This is a genomic window from Halomonas alkalisoli (genome assembly GCF_021412585.1).
GTDB classification, from domain to species: Bacteria; Pseudomonadota; Gammaproteobacteria; order Pseudomonadales; family Halomonadaceae; genus Halomonas; species Halomonas alkalisoli.
The window spans coordinates 97,568-120,072 of record NZ_JAKCMI010000023.1 but is presented as its reverse complement, the minus strand read 5'-3'; the positions used below and the strand labels follow the sequence as shown (position 1 = coordinate 120,072).

Here is a 22,505-nt window from a genome sequence, read left to right as displayed (position 1 = left end):
CCTACCGATAGTGCAGACAAGGGCCTGGCCAGCGACTCGCTGGCCAGGCCTGCACCCCCAAACAATTCAAGCGATCGTTTTTATCAAGTAATAAAAAGTAATGTTTTGATTCGGCAGGCCGATGACCTGAGTGAGCCTACTCATGCGCTGAGTTGACTTCCCGTGCATTGATGCTGTCCGAGGTTACCAGTGGTCAGCGAAACGCTGGAGGCCGCCTGAACGCCTGATGCCCACCGAGCATCCCGCCAAACTTCGGCGGGATGCTCGTTTCGTTGTCGGCTCAGGCCGGCATATCATTGGCCTTGGCATCACGAGACCAGACCCGGTGCTGCCCCAGGGCCTGGCTGAACGGGGTGAAGATATCGTCCACCGTGCCGCCCAGCACGATGCCCTCCTCCCCGGTAGGCACATTGGCGGCTGCCAACAGCTCTTGTCCTTCACCCACTGCGGCAATCACCTTCAGGTGCTTGTAGGCCTCCTGCACGTAGTAGCGGCCAAGCCCGGAATCGGACAGGGCTGCCGCGCTCTGGTCACCACCCGCCACGATCACTGCATCCACCGCCACCGAGGGCATGCCGTTGAGCATGGCATCCGGCGTCACGGTCTGACCATTGGCACCCTTGACCGGCGCCATGCTGGGCGCGATGACGAGGCCTTCGGCGCCCTCGGCCGATAGCTTTTGCTTGGCCGCCTCGACCTGCTCGGCATCGACACCGTCCGCCACCAGGATGGCGACCTTGCGATAGCGGATATTGCCCGGCAAGCGCGCCATCAGGCTAAGGGCGGGCGATTCGGCAAGCGAACTCCTGCCCAGCTCCTCCGCCGGGGCCGGCTTGCTGCTGGGGGCCTCGACACCATGCATCTCGCCGACCCGACGCGCCAGTTCCAGGTCGATATTGGGCAGGATCTCCTGGATCACCCGCTCGCGAATCCAGGGCCGCTGCACCTTGGACAGCTCGAAGGTGTAGGCGGCGATGATGTGCTCCTTCTCCACATCGGTCTGGCTGTTCCAGAACAGCGTGGCCTGGGAGTAGTGATCACCGAAGGAGTCGCTGCGCGCCCGGATCTTGTGGGCGTCGATGCGCTCATGATAGCTCTCGAAACCGCCGTTTTCCGGCGCCGGCGGGGTCTCGCTGGGCCAGCCGCCATCGATGGAGTTGGGCTCGTAGGAGGCCTGGCCCTTGTTGATGGTCTGACGATGCATGGAGTCACGCTGGTTGTTGTGAAACGGACAGACCGGCTGGTTGATGGGGATCTCGTGGAAGTTCGGCCCACCGAGACGCAGCATCTGGGTATCGAGATAGGAGAACAGCCTCCCCTGCAGCAGCGGGTCGTTGGAGAAATCGATGCCAGGCACCACATGAGCGGGATTGAAGGCCACCTGCTCGGTCTCGGCGAAGTAGTTGTCCGGGTTGCGGTTGAGCACCATCTTGCCGATCAGGGTAACCGGCACCACCTCCTCCGGAATGAACTTGGTGGGGTCGAGGATATCAAAATCGAAGCTGTGCTCGTCCTCCTCTTCCACCACCTGGATACCCAGTTCAAACTCGATGAAATCGCCGTTCTCGATGTCCTCCCACATCATGCGGCGATTGAAGTCAGGGTCGCGGCCCCACAGTTTCTGGGCCTCATCCCAGATCAGCGAGCAGGTGCCGGCCAGCGGCTTCCAGTGGAACTTGACGAAGCGCGACGTGCCCTGCTTGTCGATCAGGCGGAAGGTGTGCACCCCGAAGCCTTCCATGTTGCGGTAGTGCCGCGGGAAGCCCCGATCCGACATGGTCCACAGCACCATGTGGGCCGACTCCGGCATCAGCGAGACGAAGTCCCAGAAGGTGTCATGGGCGGACTGGCCCTGGGGAATCTCGTTGTGGGGCTCCGGCTTCACCGCGTGGACGAAATCGGGGAACTTGATCGCATCCTGGATGAAGAATACCGGCATGTCGTTGCCGACCAGGTCCCAGACACCCTCGTCGGTGTAGAACTTGGTGGCGAAGCCGCGCACATCGCGCACGGTGTCGTTGGAGCCTCGTGCGCCCTGCACCGTCGAGAAACGCACGAAGACCGGTGTCTTCTTGCCCGGATCCTGGAACAGCCCCGCCTTGGAGTACTGGCCGGCGTTGTCGTAGGGCTGGAAATAGCCGTGGGCCGCAGCACCCCGGGCATGGACGATACGCTCGGGGATACGCTCGTTGTCGAAATGGTTGATTTTTTCGCGGAAGGCGAAGTCTTCCATCAGCGTGGGGCCACGCTCACCGGCCTTCAGCGAGTTGTGGTTATCGGCAATTCGCGTGCCGTGATTGGTGCGCAGGTCATGCCCTGTGGCATCGCTACGGTACTTTTCCAGGTTCTCCGACTTGCTCTGTTCGTCGGTCTTGAAGTCCGTATCGTTGGCTTCGCCACTATTGGGATTGGTGTGGGGATTTTTCGCCATGTCACGCTCCTGTGGCAGTGTCGTTCCATCGGTTTCTACCCGCTTCGATTGAAAGGTAGTCCGGCATCGACTCGCTGCCAATCAGCTCAGGTTATGCGTACAAAAGATAACGTTTAGCGCGTTAAAGTCCCTCCACCGATAGCCGATAATCGATGGGTTATTGGGGCGCCGCCCGCCCTCCCCGATCCGGGGTTGCACATCAAGGGGACGATGCAATGAAGTACACCATGACCGCCGGCCTGGCCGTTGCTCTAGTCACTCTCGGCGCTGGCCAAGCCCAGGCATACGACGATCGCGTCACGCTGGGTGCCGTCGCGGGCAGCACCGGTGTCGGCGCGGATGTCGCCTGGCGCTTCCAGGAGCGCCTGGGCATCTCCGCCCGTTATACCGGCGGGCTGGAGTGGAGCACCGATTACAGCACCGATGACGTCAACTACGACGGTGACGTGAATCTGGCAGCAAGCAAGCTGACGCTGGACTACTACCCCTTCAGCGACGGCTTCTTCTTCAGCGCTGGCCTCATGCTGCCGGATATCGAAGCCGATGTTGAGGGTCGTCCACGCAACGCGGCCTACCAGTTCAATGGCCAGGAATACCCGGCCGATGCGCTCGGCACGCTGCATGGCAAAATGACCCTCGCCGACGGCATACAGCCTTACGCAGGCGTAGGCTGGCGCAAATCGCATCGCAGCGGCTTCGGCGTCTTTGCCGAGGTCGGCGTGATTCCCACGGATCCGGACGTCTCGCTGAGGACATCGGAAGGCTTCGAGAATGGTGACAATCCACTGTCGGCCCAGCTGCGCGAGGAGCTCCGTCAGGAGGAGCAGCGACTCGAGAACGATGCCGAGAAGTGGCCTGTCTATCCGGTGGCGGTAATAGGCGTGAGCTATACCTTTTAGTCACCAGCCAAATACTGCACGCCGCAGACGCAAGAAGGCCCGGTAATTACCGGGCCTTCTTGCTTCCAGTCAGGGGCGTTTACCGCACTACGCCTCCCTGACCTTCGAGATGATCCACAACAGCAACACGGCACCCACGGTCGCAGTCACCAGCGAACCGATGAATCCCCCGGCCTGCAGCCCCAACAAGCTGAACAGGAATCCCCCGATCACCGCACCCACGATACCCACGCCGATATTGGCCAGAATGCCGAAGCCACCGCCACGCATGATGTTGCCGGCAATCCAGCCAGCGAGACCACCGATAATCAGCCAAGCGATCAAACCCATATCGTCTCTCCTTCCTTGTTGTGATGCCAAAGGTGGTGATGCCAGGGGTGGTGATTCCGAATGCTCGGACAAGCCCCATGGTGCCTCAGTACGGTGCCACGGGAAAGCGTAGCTCAGAACGAGGAGCCGGGCTCCAGCAGAAAAGCCAGCTCCTCACCGGTAGATTCGCGCCCCAGTATGGCGTTGCGATGGGGGTAGCGGCCGAAGCGCAGCAGAATATCCCGGTGTCGCTGCTCGAAATCCAGGTTGTCCTCCAGGCCGGGCTGATCGAACAGGCGCAGGGCTTCGTCGTGAATCTTCAGCGACTCGCTGTGCATGTAGGGCATGTAGAGAAAGGCGCGCTCGCTCACGTCGAGCTCCTGGTCCAGGCCCTGCGCCACTGCCTCCTGAGCCAGCACCAGCGCCATGGGGTCCTGTGCAAAGGCCCCCGGCAGGCCGCGGAACAGGTTTCGGGAAAACTGGTCGAGCACCAGGATCTCGGCCAGCCGCCCCGTGGCCGACTGACGCCACAGCCAGAGCTCGCCAGCCGCGGCCGCCCGGTGCAAGCCAAAGAAGCGCTGGCCGATCTGTGCATCGAGTTCGATATCCTTGCGAAACCACTGTCCGGGGGACAGCTCATCGAACCAGTAGCCGACCACGTCGTCGGCACTCGGTAGCGTATCGCCCATGTCACATCCTCGCTGTTCAGGTAACGCGCACCCTGGCCGCATTCGGTTCGGTTATGGCAGCCTGATATGATGACAGTAGCACCCTGGAGGCAATCCCCCCAGCAAGCCGTCATCAACGCCCAGGAGCCAGCATGTCCCCCCAGGAACTGATCGAAATGTTCACCTTGGTCTTCAACCTGATCGGCCTGGCGATCTGCCTGGTCGGACTGACCCTGGCCCAGCGCATGCGCCATCGCTGGCCGGGCTATGCCCTGGCCGTCGCCGGCTTCCTGGTCGCCGCCCTGCCGCTGTTCTACAAGATGCTGGCCACGGCCCCCTGATTCCAGAGCAGGCAACGCCTTGCCAGACGCCGCCAACGCCCTCACATTAGCGGCTGAGCTTGCTGCGAAGGGAATCCTCACTGATGCGCCAGCCTTTGGCCCGGGAACTGACCAATCTGATCGAACGCGGCCGCGACCGCCAGTTGCGCCTGGCGGTCACCGGCCTGTCACGCGCCGGCAAGACCGCCTTTCTCACCTCGCTGGTCAACCAGCTTCGCCATGCCGGACTCGAGGCCCGACTCGACCTGATGCCGGTGGCCCGGGAAGGCCGCCTGCTGGGCGCCCGGCGAGTCAGCCAGCCGGACTTGGGCGTGCCGCGCTTTCCCTACGACCAGGCCATGGCGGCCCTCGACGCCGACCCGCCCTATTGGCCGGAGCCCACCCGCGGCATCAGCGAGCTGCGCCTGTCGATCCGCTATCGCCCGGCGCGACGCGGACTGCTGCGGGGCGAAACCGCCGAGCTGAGCCTGGACCTGTTCGACTACCCCGGCGAGTGGCTGCTCGACCTGCCCCTGCTGGGCCACGATTACCCCGGCTGGAGCCGGGCGATGCTGGCCAATGCCGGCGAACAGCGCCGCGCCCTGCTCGCCGAGTGGGAAAGCGTCGCCGCCGGGCTCAACCCCGCCGCCGAAGCCAACGAGGCTGAGCTGGCCAACATTGCCAGCCTCTATGCCCGCAGCCTGCAGGGCGCCCGGGAGGCGGGCTTCGCCAACCTGCAGCCGGGTCGATTCCTGCTGCCCGGCGACCTGGAAGGTGCGCCAGTGCTGCAGTTCTTCCCCCTGCCCGCGCTGAAGGACTACGACGACACCAGGCTGGCCAAGCTGCCACCCGACAGCGTCTACGCCACCCTGGCCGCCCGCTTTCGCCATTACCAGCAGCACATCGTACGGCCGTTTTATCGCGACCACTTTCGCCGCTTCGACCGACAGATCGTGCTGGTGGATGTGCTGGGCGCGCTCAATGCCGGCCCCGAACGCTTCGAGGACCTCTCCCAGGCGCTCACCACGCTGATGCAGAGCTTCGACTACGGCAAGCGCAGTCTGCTGTCGCGCCTGTTCGCCCCGCGCATCGATCGCCTGGCCATTGCCGCCACCAAGGCCGACCACGTGACGCCGGAGCAGCACGGCAACCTGACCTCACTGCTGGAAGCGTTGCTGGCCGAGCCCCTGCAGGACCTGCGCTATGCCGACGTGCCGGTCAAGGCGCTGTCACTGGCTGCGATTCGCGCCACCGAGACCCATGCCGTGGAGCACCAGAAGCAGCGCACACCGGCGCTGCGCGGCACCACCCTGGAAGGTGAGGAAGTCCTGGTGTTTCCCGGCGAGGTGCCCTCACAGCTGCCCGAAGCGGAGTTCTGGGCACGGCAGGGCTTCGACTTCCGAGCCTTCCGCCCCGCCCCGCGGGAAGGGGGTGCCCTGCCCCATATTCGCCTGGACGCCGCGCTGGACTGGCTGATCGGAGACAAACTGCGATGAGCGACGACTATCCTCCCCGTCAGGACCGCGAAGCGCCCGGCCCCACCGATCCCCGTCCCGGCCGCCGTTTTACCCTGGATGAGCCAACCCCGCCGCCCGGTGGCGACACCCCGCGGCCGCGCCAGGATTTCGCCGCCGAAGTGCCGACACGCCCCATCGAGGAGCCCATCGACGGCCCCGCCGAACAGGCGCTTTCGGCCAGCCTCGGCCGGCCACGCAAACGCCGCTGGGGCCTCCTTACGCTGCTGGGCGGCGGCCTGGCCCTGGGCACGGTGGAGCTCGCCCTGCGCCTGCCGGCGGCCCTCACCGGCGGCGACTGGCTCAGCGGCGGCTGGGCCCTGCTGGGACTGGGCGCCATCGGCCTGGGCGCCGGTGCGCTGCTGCGTGAAGCCTGGCGTCTGCGGCGACTGCGTCGCCACGACACCCTGCGCGCAAGGCTGGGCAAGTTGCAGGAAGTCGGCACCGCCGAGGCCATGGGCCTGGCCAGACTGCTCAAGACGCAGTTGAAGCTCGATGACGACCACCCTCACTGGCAGGCCTTCCTGGCCGCTCACCAGTCTCACCATAGCGGGGCGGAAGTGCGCCAGCTGCTGGCGCATCATCTGCTGGCACCCCGCGACCGGGAGGCGCGACGCCTGATCTCGCGGATGTCCGGCGAGACGGCGGTGATGGTGGCGGTGAGCCCGCTGACCCTGGTGGACATGGCGATGGTCGCCTGGCGTAACCTGGCGATGATCGACCGGATATGCCGCCTCTACGGCCTGGAACTCGGCTATGCCAGCCGCCTGCGCCTGCTGCGTAGCGTGCTCTACAATATGGCCTTCGCCGGCGCGACCGAGATGGCCAGTGAAGCGGGCATGGAGATTCTCTCGCTGAACCTGGCCGGAAGGCTATCGACCCGTGCCGGCCAGGGCATGGGGGTGGGCCTGCTCAGTGCGCGGCTGGGCCTGCGAACCCAGCGACTGACGCGGCCGATCGGCTTCGATATCGGCGAGGCACCGCGCATGGCCGACCTGCGCAGCGAACTCTGGCAGCAGCTGCGTCGCCTCGAGGTGAAGGAATAAGCGTCGTAGCCACGCGCTTCTTGACCCCGGTCATGACAGCTCGGCTTCGAGCCGCTAGTCTCTAACATAAGGATCAGCCCTTACCTGCCAAGAAGGAACACGACCATGTTCAATACCATCCTGGTTCCCGTCGATGGCTCCGAAAACGCCAAGAAAGCCCTTTCCGTTGCCTGCCAGCTGGCCAACCAGGCCGACGCCACCCTGCACATCCTGCATATCCCCGAAGAGCTCTCCCACGAGACGACGCTGGTCTGGGGCATCGGCGCCATCGCCATCGAGGCGTCCCGCCAGGAGCGCGACGATATCGGACAGCAGGTGGTGGAAAAGGCCGCCCAGGCGGCGCGCGACAAGGGCGTGACCAAGATCGAGACCGCCATCGGCCGTGGCGATCCGGCCCGCACCATCGTCAGCGAAGCGAAGACACGCGGGGTAGAAGCCATCATCATGGGTAGCCGCGGACTCAGCGACCTGCGCGGGCTGGTCGTGGGCAGCGTTTCCCACAAGGTGAGCCACGCCGCCGAGTGCACCGTCATTACCGTTCGCTGAACGCAGGCACGACACCGGCCGTTGACCTGCTGCCCGGCCAGTGGCAGCAGGTCTTTGTCGTATTACACCGACCGGGGAATCCCGCGCCCAGGAGTCTGTCGGACTTGACCGATCGTCACGAGAGATTTGGATTTCGAGACAAGTTTATCGATCTGATGAGGCGAATAGCCCGCTATTTAACGAATCAGATCGAATGAAATTGGCCGAAAGACCGGATCTCGCAGTAGATCAGTGTTAAGTCCGACAGGCTCCTAGGCCAAACGCTTTTCCGTCTCGCTGTCGAAGAGCACGGCGCGCCCCATGTCGACGCGCAGATTCAGGCGCTCTCCCGGCACGACTGTACACTTGGGGCCGACCCGGGCTGTGACCTCCCCATCCCCCAGCGGCAGCCTCAACAGGATATCGGCACCGGTGGGTTCGGCCACGCTGACCCTGGCCGAGACCGGCGTCCCCTCGTCCATGCCGCTGAGCCGTGAGTCCTCCTCGCTGAAGTGCTCCGGGCGCAGCCCCAGGATGATGGAGCGCCCGACCTGCTCGGCCATGGCCGGGGTTTCCCGCGACACGGGCCAGGGCAGCACCAGCGCTTCCTCGCCCTCGGTGACGATACGCAACCGATAGGCGCCTGCCCCGCCCTCCAGGCTAGCCGTGATGAAATTCATCGACGGCGAGCCCATGAATCCCGCCACGAAGATATCCACCGGGTCGTTGTAGACCTCGTCGGGGGTGCCCAGCTGCAGGATATTGCCGTCGCGCATCACCGCGATGCGATCGGCCAGGGTCATGGCCTCGATCTGGTCGTGGGTCACGTAGACGATGGTGGTGCCGAGCCGCTGATGCAGCTTCTTGATCTCGGTGCGCATGTCCACCCGAAGCTTGGCATCCAGGTTGGAGAGCGGTTCATCGAAGAGATAGACCTTCGGCTCCCGGGCCAGGGCCCGCCCCATGGCGACGCGTTGGCGCTGGCCGCCGGAGAGCTGCGAGGGCTTGCGCTCGAGCAGGTGCGAGATCTGCAGCAGGTCGGCGACCCGCTCGACGGCGGCCTCGCGCTCCGCCTTCGGCACCTTGCGCATCTCCAGGCCGAAGCTGATGTTGCCGCGCACGGTCATGCTGGGATAGAGCGCGTAGGACTGGAACACCATGGCGATGTCCCGCTCGGCCGGCGTCCGCCAGGTGACGTTCTCGTCGGCGATGTGGATCTCGCCGGAGGTCACCGGCTCCAGGCCGGCGATGGCGTTCATCAGGGTCGACTTGCCGCAGCCCGACGGGCCGACGAGGATCAGGAACTCCCCGGACTCGATGGCCAGGCTGACATCCTTGAGCACGCGCTCGCCGCCGAACTCCTTGCGAACACTGCGAATTTCTAGAGCAGACATGGTGGATACCTCTTGTTGTTCTCTCTTGAGCGCTAGCCCTTGACCGAGCCGGCGGTGAGCCCGCGGACGAAATATTTCCCCGCCAGCACATAGACCACCAGGGTCGGCAGCGCCGCAATCATGGCGGCGGCCATGTCGACGTTGTATTCGCGGGTACCGGTGGACGTGTTGACCAGATTGTTGAGGGCCACGGTCACCGGCTGGGTGTTGTGGGCCGAGAAGGCCACGCCGAACAGGAAGTCGTTCCAGATCTGGGTGAACTGCCAGATCACCGAGACCACGATGATCGGCGCGGAGACCGGCAGCAGGATGCGCCAGAAGATGCGGAAGAACCCGGCACCGTCGAGCTTGGCCGCCGAGACCAGCTCGGTGGGCACCGCCACGTAAAAATTGCGAAAGAACAGCGTGGTAAAGGCGATCCCGAAGATCACATGGACCAGGATCAGGCCGGCTCGCGAACTCGACAGCCCCAGCCAGCCCAGGGTCTGTGCCATGGGCAGCAGCACCACCTGGAAAGGAATGAAGCAACCGAACAGCATCAGGGCGAAGAGCAGCTCCGAGCCCTTGAAGCGCCACTTGGTCAGGGCGTAGCCGTTGAGCGCGCCAATCACCGTGGAGATCAGCACCGCCGGCACCACGATGGCAATGGAGTTGAAGAAGTAGCCGCCAATGCCCTCGCAGCGCATGCCGGTGCAGGCCTCGCCCCAGGCCTTGACCCAGGGTTCCACGGTGGGCGACTGGGGCAGCGACAGCAGCGTGCCGGGGCTGATCTCGTGGAGCGGCTTGAACGAGGTGATCAGCATCACCACCAGGGGCAGCAGGTAGAAGAGCGCAGCCAGCAGCAGTACCGCATAGACCGCCAACCGGCCCAGGCGGGCCGCGGGCGTACGACGACGAATCACGTTATCCATGCTTGCGACTCCTCAGCTCGGAGTAGAGATAGGGAATCAGGATCGCCAGCACACCGCCAAGCATCAGCATGGCACTGGCCGAACCCAGCCCGATCTGCGCCCGGGTGAAAGCGTGGGCGTACATGAAGGTGGCCGGCAGGTCGGTGGCATAGCCGGGGCCGCCCCCGGTCAGGGCGACGACCAGGTCGAAGCTCTTGATGGCGATATGCGACAGGATCATCACCGCACTGAACATCACCGGTCGCAGGCAGGGCAGGATCACCCGCAGGTAGGTGCGCGGCAGGCTGGCTCCATCGAGCTGGGCGGCCTTGATGATGCTGTCGTCGATACCCCGCAGGCCGGCCAGGAACAGCGCCATGACGAAGCCGGACGCCTGCCATACGGCGGCCAGCACCAGGGTGTAGATCGCCATGTCGGGGTCGACGATCCAATTGAAGGTGAAGCTCTCGAAGCCCCAACTGCGCACCATGGCCTGTATGCCGAGCCCGGGGTTGAGCAGCCATTTCCACACCACCCCGGTGACGATGAACGACAGCGCCATGGGATAGAGATAGAGGGTACGCAGCGCCCCCTCCTGACGAATGCGCTGATCGAGCAGGATGGCGAGCACCACCCCGATGACCAGGCAGATCGCCACGAACAGGCCGCCGAAGATCACCAGGTTGGTGGACGCGACCCACCAGCGGTCGTTGGCCATCAGCCGCGCATACTGGGCAAAGCCGACGAAATCGTAGCTCGGCAACATCCGCGAGCTGGTCAGCGACAGCACGAAGGTCCAGAGCATGAAGCCATAGACGAAGAACAGGGTAATGGCGACAGAGGGCGCCAATACCAGCCGCGGCAGCCAGTCCTGCAGGTGTGCGGCAGCGGTCCGCCGTGCCGCGGGGCGCACCGGGCGCTCCTCGGCGTGGGAGAGGATGGTCATGGGAAGTACCTCGGGCGTGAACGAAAGCGTCGCCTGACGGCCTGCCGGGGCCAATGAAGCTGGAGCCCGGCAGGCCAGGGAGTGCGGCGGGTCAGAGTGCCGCTTGCGCCGCGTTCACCATGCGCTGGGCGGCCTGCTCGGCCTCCATGTCACGGGCATTGAAGTAGTTGGTCACCACGTCGAAGATGGCCCCCTGCACGTCGGCGCGCACGGCCATGCCGTGGGCCATGCTGGGCACCAGGCCACCCTCTTCTGCGGTGCGCTGGAAGTCCTCGAGGGACTGCCGGGCGCAGGCATCGAACTCGCTCATGTCCAGGTCGGGGCGTGCGGGAATCGAGCCCTTGGCCAGGTTGAAAGCCTCCTGGAAGGTGGGCTCCAGCACCAGCCGGGCCAGTGCCTGCTGGGCCTCGTGCTCCTCGCCCTCGACGCGGAACATCGCCAGGCTGTCGATGTTGAAGGTGAAGGCATCGGCGGTGCCCGGGGCGGCGGCGCAGAGGTAATCCTCACCGGCGGTGAGCTCGGCAGCGGTGAATTCGCCCTTGGCCCAATCGCCCATCAGCTGCATGGCGGCATCGCCGTTGATCACCATGGAGGTGGCGATGTTCCAGTCGCGACCGGACATGTCCTCGTCCATCAGCTCGCGCAGCCGCTTGAAGGTTTCCAGCGCCTCGATCATCTGCTCGCTGCCCAGCGCCTCGGGGTCGAGATCCACCAGCGCCCGCTGGAAGAACTCGGTGCCGCCCGTCGCCAGCAGCACGGTCTCGAACACCGTGGCGTCCTGCCAGGCCTGGCCGCCGTGGGCCAGCGGGATGAAGCCCGCCTCGCGGATCGCCTCGCCGGCGGCAAACAGCTCATCCAGGGTGGTGGGCATCTCGACGCCGGCCTGTTCGAGCACGTCCGGGTTGCCCCAGAGCCAGTTGACCCGGTGGACGTTGACCGGCACGGCCACGTACTGGCCGTCGTAGCGCATGATGTCCGCCACCGTCTCGGGCAGCAGATCATCCCAGCCTTCCGCATCGGCGACCTCGTCGAGCTCGCCGAGCAGGCCCAGTTCGCCCCACTCCTGGATCTCCGGCCCCTTGATCTGGGCCGCCGAGGGCGGGTTGCCGGACATGGCCCGGGACTTGAGTACCGTCATCGCGGTTTCACCGCCGCCACCGGCGACGGCGAAGTCCTGCCAACCGTAGCCCTCGGCTTCCATCAGCTCCTTGAGCACGTTGGCGGCCCGGGCCTCGCCGCCGGAGGTCCACCAGTGCAGGACCTCGACTTCACCGGCGGCATGGGCGCTGGTCATGGACAGGGAGGCGGCCAGGGCCGTGGCCAGGGCGAGCCCGGTCCTGGGAAAACGCGTTGCGGTGAAACAATTCCGCTTGAAGGAAGGCATGGCGTAACTCCTCGAGTTGTTATGTTTCCGGCGTGACACCGGATAACGACACGCTAACCCAGGAAGCGCGACAGGAGGGGTTACCTAGTCCTGCGAAGTGTTGGCGTCGTATTGCCGGAATATTACAGCCCCGTAATATCCTGCGGCCGGGGCAGCGTCACGCGTACCCGCAGCCCGCCCTCGGGGTGGTTGTCGAGACCGATATCGCCGCCCAGGGCGCGGGCGATATGCCGGGCGATGCCCAGCCCCAGGCCGCTGCCGCCGGTATTGCGGCTGCGGGAGGGTTCGAGACGGACGAAGGGCGAGAAGACCCGCTCGCGCTGCCCCTCGGGGATGCCCGGCCCATGGTCGCGGATGGTGATCGTCAGGCGGGAGGGATCGTCTTCCAGCGTCACGTCGGCGCGCTGGCCATAAAAGATGGCATTCTCCAGCAGGTTCGCCAGGCAGCGCTTGAACGCCAGCGGCTTGACGGCGAGCGGTGCGGCCTGCCCCCGGATCGTCACCTCTCCGCCCTGGAGCGCGAGCTCGTCGGCGAGTTCTTCCAGCACCGCTCGCGGCTCGAGGTCTTCGATCGCTTCGTGAAGATCAAAGCCCTTGACCGAGGCCAGCGCGCCCTTGACCAGCAGGTCGAGCTCATCGAGGGAGGCGCAGAAGCGCTCGCGCTGCAGCGGGTCGTCGAGCATCTCGGCCCTCAGCCGCATGCGAGTGATAGGCGTCTTGAGGTCGTGGGAGATCGCCGAGAAGAGCCGCTCACGCTCGTCGACCTGCTCCCGGATGCGCTCCTGCATGCGGTTGAAGGCCATCGCCGTGGCCATCACCTCCCTGGGGCCGCTCTCACGCAGCGGCGGCGCATCCAGGTCGTCGCCCAGCTGGCGGGCCGCCCGGGACAGGCGTGCCAACGGCCGGGTGACGCTGCGGATGCCCAGCAGCGAGAGCCCGATCACCGTCAGCAGCACCATCAACCCCGCCAGCAGGCGCTCACCGGAGAGCCAGCGATACTCGTTGAACAGGTCCGCCACCGGCAGCAGGGTCGCCACGTAGAGCCAGGTGCCGGGTTCGAGCTCCAGCTGCACCACCAGGATCGGCGGCGACAGCGGCTCCATCAGCAGGCTGTGCTGTCCCCAGCGCGGCGGCAGGTCGTGCAGCAGCACCTCGTTGTTGTAGACCCGCAGGGTTTCCGCCCGGGAGAACTCCACGAGAACCTCGTCGATGTTCAATTCGCGCCCGAGGATGGCGCGAAAGTTGCCGACCACCAGCGCCTTCTCCGCTCCCGAGCCGATGTCATCGACGGGAATGCGACGCTCGTTGACGCTGACGAAGAAGCGAGTTCCGCCCATGTTGCGCAATTGGTCGAGCACGATGTGGCGATACTCGACGGGCAGCGAGCGGAAGAAGCGCATGGTCGAGGCCACGCTGTAGGCGACATTCTGTGACAGCTCGTCGAGCTGCTCCAGCTGGCTGGAGCGTACCTGGGAGGTCCAGACGGCGTAGCTGGCGAGCTGGGCGGCGAGCACACCGACGATCATGATCAGCACGAAGCGACCGCGCAGCGTCCTGGGCAAGCCGCGGGACAGTCGCCGGCGCCACCGCTGCCAGCGGGTATCCATCACGTCAGCGCTTCGACCCGGGCGGTGAGTACATAGCCCGCCCCTCTCACGGTACGGATCAGTTGATGGTACTGGGCATCCTCACCGAGCCGCTGGCGCAAGCGGCAGACATGCACGTCGATGGAACGATCCAGCGGCGGCGCCGGCCGGCCACGGGTCAGTTCGAACAGCGCGTCCCGGGAAAGTATCTGCTCGGGATGTTCGAGAAACACCTGCAGCAGCTGGAAATCGGCGCCGGAGAGCGGGGTGCGTCGCTCCTGCTGATCGATCAGTTCGCGGGTCATTCGGTCCAGCCGCCAGCCACCGAAGCTGACCAGCCGCGCGCGTGCCGGGTCCTGGGGCTGCTGGTTGCCCCGTGCACGACGCAGCACCGCCTTGATCCGCGCCAGCAGCTCCCGGGGGTTGAACGGCTTGCCGAGATAGTCGTCCGCGCCGAGTTCGAGCCCCAGAATCCGATCGGTCTCGTCGGCGCTGGCGGTGAGCATGATGATGGGTACCTGGCTGTCCCGGCGCACGTCGCGGCAGATGGTGAAGCCATCGTCGCCGGGCAGCATGATGTCGACGATCAGCAGGTCGGGTGTCTCCTGGATCAGCAGCCGATGCAGCGCCTCGGCATCCTCGGCGACCAGGGCACGATAGCCGTGGCGTCCGAGATAGTCGGCCAGCAGCTCACGGATTTCCGGGTCGTCGTCGACCACGATCAGGGTGGCAGGTGTCGTCGTCATCGTCGTCCGATGGGAAGGGGCGGTGTCGTGGCTACGCCCGTGATTGTTGTCATTGTCGGGCTTCGATAATGGTCAAGTGCGGCCATCCCGACAAGCCATCTGCGACCAAGGTAGTAACCGACCGCAGACCTTATATTCCGAACCGCTCCCGCAGCCGCGCGGCCACGCCCACCTCGGCGTGGTGGCCGATGCTGCGCGCGTGGGGAACACGCCCGGCGAGCTCGGGATGGGCGTTGGCCATGACATGGGCCTCGCCGGCCAGGGCCAGCATCTCGGTATCGTTGAGGTTGTCGCCGAAGGCCAGGCAATGCCGCGACTCGACCCCCAGCGAATCCAGCAGGGCCTGCAGCGCGGTGCCCTTGTTGACCCCGCCGGCCATGATCTCCAGCGAATTGACGGTGGAATAGGTCACGTGCAGCCGCTCGCCGTGGCGTTCCCGCACCAGGGCTTCGAGCCCCGCCAGGCGCTCGGGCTCGCCGATGTAGAGCACCTTGCCCACCCCTTCCCCGTCGAGCTCATCGGGTTCGAAGATGCGGTAACCGAAGCCGGTATGCGCGTGATAGGCCAGCAGCCGTGGCTCCGCCGCGTCGATCAGCCACTCCTCCTCCCGATAGAGATTGAGCCGTACGCTGTCATGGCGCTCCATGGCGATCAGCTCGAGGGCCAGTTCCGCTTCCAGGTGTCGTGCAGACAGCAGCCGGTCATCGGGGCCATGCAGGTAGGCGCCATTGGTGCTGATCACGTGGATCGGCACCCCGAGCCGCTCGCGGAAGGCCAGCATGTCGCGGAAATGACGCCCCGAGGCGAAGGCCAGGTGGTGGCCCCTATCCGCCAGGGCCCGCAGTGTCTCGATGGTGTGCGGATGGAGATCGTGGTTGGCATCCAGCAGGGTGCCGTCGAGGTCGGAGACGATGAGGTGGGGCGTCATAGTGGGTCCAGTATTCATGGCGGCTATCAGCCTAGCAAATGCCACGGTAGTCGGCATATCCCGGCCACAACCTGCTGTTTCCTCGTCGGTAGGCATAGTGGCGTTTGGCGCCGGCCGCGGGAATCCGTATAGTGGCTCTCCTACCCCGCCACACGTTCGTGACCATGCTGCAGAACAATCCGCTGCTCGCTCAGCTCAAGCAACAGATCCGCAAGACCACGCCCCGTGCCGAGGGCGTGATCAAGGCCACCGACAAGGGCTTCGGTTTTCTCGAAACCGATGATGGCCAGTCCTATTTCGTGCCGCCGCCTGCCATGAAGCAGGTGCTTCACGGCGACCGTGTCCAGGCCACCATCCACGAGAATGGCGACAAGACCTCGGTCGAGCCCGACGCCCTGCTGGAGCCTGGGCTGACACGCTTCATTGCCCGGGTGCAGAAGCGCGAAGGTCGCCTGGCGGTGGTCCCCGACCACCCCTCGATCAAGAACGTGCTCAAGTCGCGGATCAAGAACAGCCTCGACGAGGCGAGCATCGGCGACGGCGACTGGGTCGTGTCGCGCCTGGTGCGCCACCCGCTCAAGGAGAACGATCGCGGCTTCTTCGCCCAGATCGACGAGCTGGTCGCCAAGACCGACGACCCGGCCGTGCCGTGGCGAGTCACCCTGGCCCGGCACGCCCTGGAACAGGAGTGCCCCGACGCCGGCAGCGAATGGCCGTTGCTGGACGAAGGCCTGGATCGCCGGGATCTTACCGCCGAGCCGTTCTTCACCATCGACGGCGAGAAGACCCGCGACATGGACGATGCCCTGCGCATCGAGCCTCGCGAGGATGGCGGCTGGCGGCTCACGGTGGCCATCGCCGACCCCACCGCCTACGTCGAGGAAGGGCACGTCGCCGACCTGGAGGCCCGCACCCGCGCCTTCACCGTCTACCTGCCGGGCCAGAACGTCACCATGCTGCCCGAGCAACTGGCCGACGACCTCTGCTCGCTGTGGGAAGGCCAGGATCGCCCGGTGCTGGCCTGCACCCTGGAAGTGGAAGCCGACGGCAGCCTGGGCGACTACCGCTTCTTCGCCGCCACCGCGCGCTCCCACGCCAAGCTGGCCTATGACCGGGTCTCGGACTGGATCGAGGGCCAGGGAGACTGGGCTCCGGCGGATGAGATCGCCCCGCAGCTCAAGGCGCTGCGTGACATGACCGAGGCGCGCAGCGCCTGGCGCGCCGAGCACGCCCTGGTCTTCAAGGATCGTCCGGACTATGTCTTCGAACTGGACCGGGCCGGCAACGTGCTGAACGTCCGCACCGAGCAGCGGCGTATCGCCAACCGCATGATCGAGGAGTCGATGATCGCGGCGAATGCCTGCTGCGCCGACCTGCTTGCCGAAAAGGTCGGCCACGGCATCTTCAATGTCCACCGCGCCTTCGAGCCGGAGAAGGCCGAAGCCGCCCACGAGTTCCTCACCGCCCAGGCGATCGAGGTCGAGCTGGAGGCGCTCTCCGAGCTGCCCCGCTACAAGGAACTCAAGCGGGCACTGGAGAGCCGCGACGACGCCTGGCTGGATGCCCGCCTGCGCCGTTTCCAGGGCTTCACCAGCATGTCCGCCCGCCCGGGCCCGCACTTCGGCCTGGGCCTTGCCGCCTACGCCACCTGGACCTCGCCGATCCGCAAGTATGGCGACATGGTCAACCACCGCCTGATCAAGCGGGTGCTCAAGGGGGAGCAGGCACCTGCGGAAGCCACCCTGGCACTGACCGAGCAGCTGACCGAGCGTCGCCGCCTGAATCGCATGGCCGAGCGCGACGTCAAGGACTGGCTCTACGTGCGCTACCTGACGTCGGCCGCCAAGGCCCAGGAAGCCTTCGAGGCGGAGGTCATCGCCATCAACCGCGGCGGCATGCGCGTCCGGCTGACCGCCAACGGTGCCACGGCCTTCGTTCCCGCGCCGATGATCCACAGCGACCGCGACAAGGTGGTCATCGACGACAAGGAAGGCCGTATCCAGGTGGAAGGCGAAGAGCGCTACAAGCTCGGTGACGTCATCCGCGTTGAGCTGGTCGAGGCCCGCGAGGAGACCCGCTCGCTGGTGGCACGCCCCGCTACCTAGGAACAGCTCCTGCTGCAACACCAAAACGCCTCGACCAGTGTCGAGGCGTTTTCCTTGCAGACGACGTCACAAGAGGCTGCCCTTCAGAGCGTGCTGCGACCTGACCGATCCGCGGACCTTGCATGGGAAAGGAAGAAACGCAGCATCTCCTTGGCCGCATCGGGACCCTTGGGGTCCGTGTAGGTACCGCGTGCGTCGCCGCCCGACCAGGCATGGCCGGCACCGTGGATCACCCACTGCTCGAGACACGACCGCCCATCCGCATCCTGGTGGCTGGTTTGCGTATAGGCGTAGCCATGGGGGACCTGCCCCCGCTCCACCGTCTTCCCGGCACTGCCCTCACGGCCGCTTGCCGACCCGCCAGCCGCACACGAGGCGACGTACTGAGCGGCAACGCGATCCGCATTGCTGGGATGCACCGTGGTGTCGCGATCACCGTGGAAGACGATGGCGGGCACCCGTGACACCGATGCAGACACGCGTGCCGATGAGGCGTTGGCCATGGGGCCTGTGCCACCCTGCATCGCCCCCAACGCATCGGGGAGGCTCTGGGCCACGCCATGAGGGAGCCCGGAGTGCACGCCCACCGCCGCATAGAGATCCGGATAGGTCATCGCCAGTGTCGTTGCCATGGCGCCGCCGGCCGACAACCCTGCGACATAGACCCGGCTCGCATCGAGCCCGTACGTGTCGATAACGTGGCGGGTCATGCCGGCAAGGATCGCCGGCTCACCCCCCTCGCGCTGCTGGTCTTCGGCCTTGAACCAGTTCCAGCACTTGTTACTGTTGGCGGTCACCGGCTGGGCCGGATAGAGCACGCAAAATCGTTGCTCTTCGGCCAGCCGGTTCATGTTGGTCCCGGCGGCGAAGTCATCGGGGTTCTGCGTGCAGCCATGCAGCATCACCACCAGCGGTAGTGCCTGACCGTAATAGCCGCTGGGTAGATACAGCTTGTAATCGCGCGAACCGGCCTGGTTGGTAAAGCAACCCGCGGTGAACGCGCCGGGCAGTGCTGTCTCGTTGGTGCCCCGAGCCTGCTCGGGCTGGGCCATGGAATCACGCAACTGGCGCCACTTGTCGCGCCAGGCAGAAGGCAGCCCGATATCACCGCCCGGTATCGTCCCTGAGGCCGCCTGTCGGGTATGGCCAAACGCCGAGGATGGCGCGCCTCCCGCTGACGATGCACCTGTCCGGCACGAACCCGACTCGGCAGACGCTGGCCTTGACGCCGACACCTCCTCGTCAATGACCTGCCAGCTCCCCTCAAAGGTGTTCCCCTCGAAGGTGTTACCCGCCGGCTTGGAGGTATCCCGGGCTTCCTCGCCCCCCGTTCCGCTCTTCCCACCGGGCATCGCGCCCTGGAGTATGGCCATGGCCTCATGCAGCTTCCCGGCGCGGGTGAGCCGCGTCGCTTCTTCCATTCGTCGCGCGTCGATCATCGTCAATGTCCCTATTCGGTGATTCAGTGGATTCGATCCGCCAGGGCCGCCTTGACCGCCTTGCTGGCATGCAGGGCGCCCAGGACGACCACTGATTCGATGGTGGCGCGGGCCAGCTCCGGCGATACGTCGTCGGCAATGCTGGCCATGCCCAGGACCTGAATCTGCAGTGTCTCTCCCGCCAACTGCAGCGCTTCCAGATCCGCGCGGCTGTAATGCTCGAGCCCCAGCACGAAGGACTTGCGAGTCACGGTCTCCCTGACCACCTCGGCATGGTTCGACAGCTGGTTACGGATGGCCGTGCGGATCAGATCGGTGCGATTGGAATAGAACCCTTCCTGGACCAGCAGGTCGATCTGCCCCAGGTCGACCACCCCCAGGTTAATGGTGATCTTCTCGCTGGAGTCGCCGGACTTGCGCCGCAGTTCATGCACGCTCATATGCTTTACCTCGTTAACCAAGGGTGGAGCACTCTGCCCCATCATCCAGATGGAATCCATATACCATCTATACGGATGGTATATGGATTCCATCTGGATGAATAGTCAACATGCACGGAAAAGACGACTCGCCTGATAGCGAGCCATCGACCCGTCGATAACGCCGGATCCGTTCGTACGACGAGGCTCCGCGGCCCCCCCTTGCCGGTAGTCTCGTCGCAGCGGGCATGGAAAAATGAGGAACCGCGTGTACTCAGGGTTTAAGGTAAGGCAATGAAAAAGCATGACAATGGTGGCTGAGCCCACCCGGACAGGGAAGCCAACGCGATGGCGGTACACCTCGGACTGCGTGGCAAGTCGGTCGCAACCTTGCTGCTGGCGTGCCTGCTGGCATTGATTCCAGCCCTGTTCATCGGTTGGAAGGCCGTCGATGAGGTACGCCGCCACTTCGCCACGGCCTATGCCGAACAGTACACCCTGCTGCAGATGCAGCGCATCTCTGCCCCCGTATCCCGCGAACTGGCCCTGTCACGGCGTTTCGCCAACTCGGTGGTCACCCGCGAGTGGCTACGTCAACCGGATGATCCCGAGCGCCGCGCACGCTTCCTGGCCGAAGCCGAAGGCTTCCGCCAACAGTTCGGCAGCAACGCCTACTTCATCATCGATCACGCCACCCACGACTACTACTTCGCCGACCGACGCGACGCCGAGCCGGTTCCCCGCTACCGCCTCTCCAGGAATGAAGCCGAGGATGCCTGGTACTTCGCCACCATGGCCAGCACATCCACCTTCGATATCGATATCAGCGTCGACCATGTCCTGCAGCGCAGCATGCTGTGGGTCAACGTCAAGGTGCGCGACAACGGCGAACTGCTCGGCCTGGCCGGCGGCGCCCTCGACCTGGACGACTTCCTGGCACACTTCATCCGCGCCAGCGCTCCCGGGGTGACGCCGATGATCGTCGACCCCCGAGGCACGATACGAGCCCACCCCGACGAGGCCCGCGTGGCGCTCGGTGCGGGCGGCAACCCCTTCGACATCGACAATGAACAGCATATCCAGTCCTTGATCGACGACGCCGACCAGCGCGACGACCTCAGGCGCGCGATGCAGGGGGCGATGCGCCGACCCGGCGATATCCGGACCCTGCACGTCGATATCGGCGGCGAGCCGAGACTGCTCTCGGTGGGCTACATCCCGGAGCTGCAGTGGCTGCTGGTCACCTCATTGGACATGCAGGCCGCCAGCATTCTCGAAGGACGCTGGTTCTGGCCCCTGGTTGGCGCGCTGCTGCTGATACTGGCCATCCTGACGGCAGCCTTCGCCTATGCCACTCACCGCCTGATCCTGACGCCGCTACACCGCCTGACGCTGTCGGCTCGCGCCATCGCCAACGGCGACTATCGCTCGCGACTCCCCACCGAACGCCGCGACGAGATCGGCGAGCTCTCCCAGGCCTTTTCGCACATGGCGCATCAGGTGGAGGATCACACGCGCAACCTCGAATCCCAGGTACGCGAACGCACGCAAGAGCTGGAAACCGCACATGCGGCCATGGCGGACGCCCACAAGAAGCTTGGCGACTCCATCCAGTACGCCAGCATCATCCAGCGTGCCATCCTGCCCGACGCTCAGCTCAGTGAACATCTTTCCTCTTATCACGCCGTACTGTGGAAGCCGCGCGATACCGTGGGCGGCGATTTCTACGTCTTCCGCGCCACGCCTCAGGGCTACCTGATCGGTATCGTGGACTGCGCCGGCCACGGCGTGCCCGGCGCCATGATGACCATGCTGGCACGCGCCATCATCGACCACGCCATCGCCCAGGAAGGGGCCGACGACCCGGCCGCCCTGCTCAACGAGATCGATCGCCAGTCACGCCTGCTGCTGCCTGAAGCGCAATTGCCCTCCTCCATCGCTACCAACATGGATATCGGCCTGGCCTGGGTCGACCCGACCCGGCACCGCTTGACCTATGCCGGGGCCAAGCTCGATCTCTATGCCAGCGACGGCCAGCAGCTCGAGCGCATCAAGGGCCACAAACGTGCCCTGGGGCATCGTCGCCCGGCCAGCTACTGTAACCAGTACGTACCGCTGAATCCGGGATGGCGCTATTATCTGTGCAGCGATGGCTTTCTCGATCAAGCCGGAGGCCACCACGGCTTCGGCTTCGGTAACGGCCGCTTCGAGGAGCTCCTGCTCTCCCAGGCAGCGGCGCCTCTCGATGAACAGTTGGCGGCTTTCGAGCAGGCACTGGACGACTATCGAGGCCCTCACGGTCAACGAGACGATATCACCTTGCTGATTTTCTGCACGGCACCGGAAGCCTCCGCACCTGTTTCTCCACGCCCCCCCAGCCCCGGCTAGGGGAGTTATTGCAAGCCAAGGAATTGCCATGGATTTACTGAGTATGAGGGAGAGCTATCAGCATGATCGCATCATGCTTTGCTTCAATGGCCCCATATCACGTAGCCTGATCGAAGAGATCGGCAAGGCACTGCGCAACTATCTGGACACCCAGCAAGCCGCCCCCTCTGCGGCCATGGACGTCTTCGCCGTCTACATCGAGATGACCCAGAACATCCGTCACTATGCCCGCAGCCAGGGCTACGACGAGGAACTGGCCGCGGCCACGGTGGCAGTGGCACACAGCGGCCAAGGGCACTACCAGGTAAGCGCCGGCAATCTGGTCGAGCGGGCCGACGGTGAGCGCCTGGTTGCCACTGTCGAGGCGCTCGCCCTACTGGACAAGCAAGCACTCAAGCAGGCCTATAAGCAGCAGCTGCGCCGCCCGAGGGATGCCGAAGGCCATAGGGGGGCGGGCCTTGGCCTGCTCGACATGGCGCGGAAATCCAGCCGTCCCCTGCAAGCCGAGTTACAGCCGCTGCCGAATCAACGCAGCTTTTTCAGCCTGACAGCCACGATCTGACCCTTG

General features: G+C 65.1%; 20 protein-coding genes. 8 read left to right on the top strand and 12 right to left on the bottom strand.

The window, feature by feature from the left end; genetic code table 11:
* Positions 1 to 280: 280 nt before the first annotated feature.
* The gene (katE, locus tag LY622_RS09125; RefSeq protein WP_234290607.1) at positions 281 to 2,431 is read right to left on the bottom strand and encodes a catalase HPII; all 2,151 of its coding nucleotides are present in this window, start codon (positions 2,429 to 2,431) and stop codon (positions 281 to 283) included.
* 215 nt (positions 2,432 to 2,646) lie between these two features.
* On the opposite strand from katE, the gene LY622_RS09120 reads away from it, so the two are divergent.
* Positions 2,647 to 3,330, top strand: a complete 684-nt coding sequence (locus LY622_RS09120; protein ID WP_234290606.1) for a hypothetical protein — start codon at positions 2,647 to 2,649, stop codon at positions 3,328 to 3,330.
* 87 nt (positions 3,331 to 3,417) lie between these two features.
* Here the strand turns inward: LY622_RS09120 and LY622_RS09115 are convergent, their stop codons facing one another.
* Complete coding sequence (locus LY622_RS09115) at positions 3,418 to 3,660, bottom strand: GlsB/YeaQ/YmgE family stress response membrane protein (protein WP_114573003.1); 243 nt, start codon at positions 3,658 to 3,660, stop codon at positions 3,418 to 3,420.
* Between the two features lie 113 nt (positions 3,661 to 3,773).
* A complete protein-coding gene (locus LY622_RS09110; protein ID WP_234283100.1) occupies positions 3,774 to 4,328 on the bottom strand; it encodes a DUF924 family protein in 555 nt (184 codons plus the stop codon).
* Positions 4,329 to 4,459: 131 nt separating this feature from the next.
* On the opposite strand from LY622_RS09110, the gene LY622_RS09105 reads away from it, so the two are divergent.
* The 4 genes from LY622_RS09105 to LY622_RS09090 all read left to right on the top strand — a co-directional run bounded on the left by LY622_RS09105 (position 4,460) and on the right by LY622_RS09090 (position 7,733).
* Positions 4,460 to 4,648 carry a hypothetical protein gene (locus tag LY622_RS09105; protein ID WP_234290605.1) on the top strand — a complete coding sequence of 63 codons (189 nt, stop codon included), beginning with the start codon at positions 4,460 to 4,462 and terminating at the stop codon, positions 4,646 to 4,648.
* 83 nt (positions 4,649 to 4,731) lie between these two features.
* A complete protein-coding gene (locus LY622_RS09100) occupies positions 4,732 to 6,123 on the top strand; it encodes a YcjX family GTP-binding protein (RefSeq protein WP_234290604.1) in 1,392 nt (463 codons plus the stop codon).
* Positions 6,120 to 7,187: a YcjF family protein gene (locus LY622_RS09095; protein ID WP_234290603.1), complete on the top strand. Its 1,068-nt coding sequence runs from the start codon at positions 6,120 to 6,122 to the stop codon at positions 7,185 to 7,187. The genes LY622_RS09100 and LY622_RS09095 overlap by 4 nt, the downstream gene beginning before the upstream one ends.
* 105 nt (positions 7,188 to 7,292) lie before the next feature.
* A complete protein-coding gene (locus LY622_RS09090) occupies positions 7,293 to 7,733 on the top strand; it encodes a universal stress protein (RefSeq protein WP_234290602.1) in 441 nt (146 codons plus the stop codon).
* 251 nt (positions 7,734 to 7,984) lie between these two features.
* On the opposite strand, the gene LY622_RS09085 is transcribed toward LY622_RS09090, so the two are convergent.
* From LY622_RS09085 to LY622_RS09055, 7 genes are all read right to left on the bottom strand, one after another.
* Positions 7,985 to 9,106, bottom strand: coding sequence for an ABC transporter ATP-binding protein (locus LY622_RS09085; RefSeq protein WP_234290601.1), 1,122 nt, complete (start codon positions 9,104 to 9,106; stop codon positions 7,985 to 7,987).
* Between the two features lie 32 nt (positions 9,107 to 9,138).
* Positions 9,139 to 10,017 (bottom strand): carbohydrate ABC transporter permease, encoded by an 879-nt coding sequence (locus LY622_RS09080; protein WP_234290600.1) that lies wholly within the window; start codon positions 10,015 to 10,017, stop codon positions 9,139 to 9,141.
* Entirely contained in the window at positions 10,010 to 10,942 is a 933-nt protein-coding gene (locus LY622_RS09075; protein WP_234290599.1) for a carbohydrate ABC transporter permease, read from the bottom strand. Before LY622_RS09075 ends, LY622_RS09080 begins: the two co-directional genes overlap by 8 nt.
* A 91-nt stretch (positions 10,943 to 11,033) precedes the next feature.
* Complete coding sequence (locus LY622_RS09070) at positions 11,034 to 12,326, bottom strand: ABC transporter substrate-binding protein (protein ID WP_234290598.1); 1,293 nt, start codon at positions 12,324 to 12,326, stop codon at positions 11,034 to 11,036.
* Positions 12,327 to 12,448: 122 nt separating this feature from the next.
* The gene (locus LY622_RS09065; RefSeq protein ID WP_234290793.1) at positions 12,449 to 13,933 is read right to left on the bottom strand and encodes an ATP-binding protein; all 1,485 of its coding nucleotides are present in this window, start codon (positions 13,931 to 13,933) and stop codon (positions 12,449 to 12,451) included.
* The gene (locus tag LY622_RS09060) at positions 13,933 to 14,658 is read right to left on the bottom strand and encodes a response regulator (RefSeq protein ID WP_234283123.1); all 726 of its coding nucleotides are present in this window, start codon (positions 14,656 to 14,658) and stop codon (positions 13,933 to 13,935) included. Before LY622_RS09060 ends, LY622_RS09065 begins: the two co-directional genes overlap by 1 nt.
* Positions 14,659 to 14,788: 130 nt before the next feature.
* Positions 14,789 to 15,586, bottom strand: a complete 798-nt coding sequence (locus tag LY622_RS09055) for a Cof-type HAD-IIB family hydrolase (protein WP_234283124.1) — start codon at positions 15,584 to 15,586, stop codon at positions 14,789 to 14,791.
* A gap of 164 nt (positions 15,587 to 15,750) precedes the next feature.
* Here LY622_RS09055 and LY622_RS09050 point away from each other — a divergent pair, with 164 nt between their 5' ends.
* Positions 15,751 to 17,691, top strand: a complete 1,941-nt coding sequence (locus LY622_RS09050) for an exoribonuclease II (protein ID WP_234290792.1) — start codon at positions 15,751 to 15,753, stop codon at positions 17,689 to 17,691.
* An 83-nt stretch (positions 17,692 to 17,774) separates the two neighbouring features.
* Here the strand turns inward: LY622_RS09050 and LY622_RS09045 are convergent, their stop codons facing one another.
* A complete protein-coding gene (locus tag LY622_RS09045) occupies positions 17,775 to 19,130 on the bottom strand; it encodes an extracellular catalytic domain type 1 short-chain-length polyhydroxyalkanoate depolymerase (protein WP_234290597.1) in 1,356 nt (451 codons plus the stop codon).
* Positions 19,131 to 19,153: 23 nt separating this feature from the next.
* Positions 19,154 to 19,570, bottom strand: a complete 417-nt coding sequence (locus tag LY622_RS09040) for a ribbon-helix-helix domain-containing protein (RefSeq protein ID WP_234290596.1) — start codon at positions 19,568 to 19,570, stop codon at positions 19,154 to 19,156.
* Between the two features lie 327 nt (positions 19,571 to 19,897).
* Between LY622_RS09040 and siaA the strand changes: the two genes are divergently transcribed.
* A complete protein-coding gene (gene siaA, locus LY622_RS09035) occupies positions 19,898 to 21,937 on the top strand; it encodes a biofilm regulation protein phosphatase SiaA (RefSeq protein ID WP_234290595.1) in 2,040 nt (679 codons plus the stop codon).
* A gap of 28 nt (positions 21,938 to 21,965) precedes the next feature.
* Entirely contained in the window at positions 21,966 to 22,499 is a 534-nt protein-coding gene (gene siaB / locus LY622_RS09030; protein WP_234290594.1) for a biofilm regulation protein kinase SiaB, read from the top strand.
* Positions 22,500 to 22,505 lie beyond the last annotated feature (6 nt).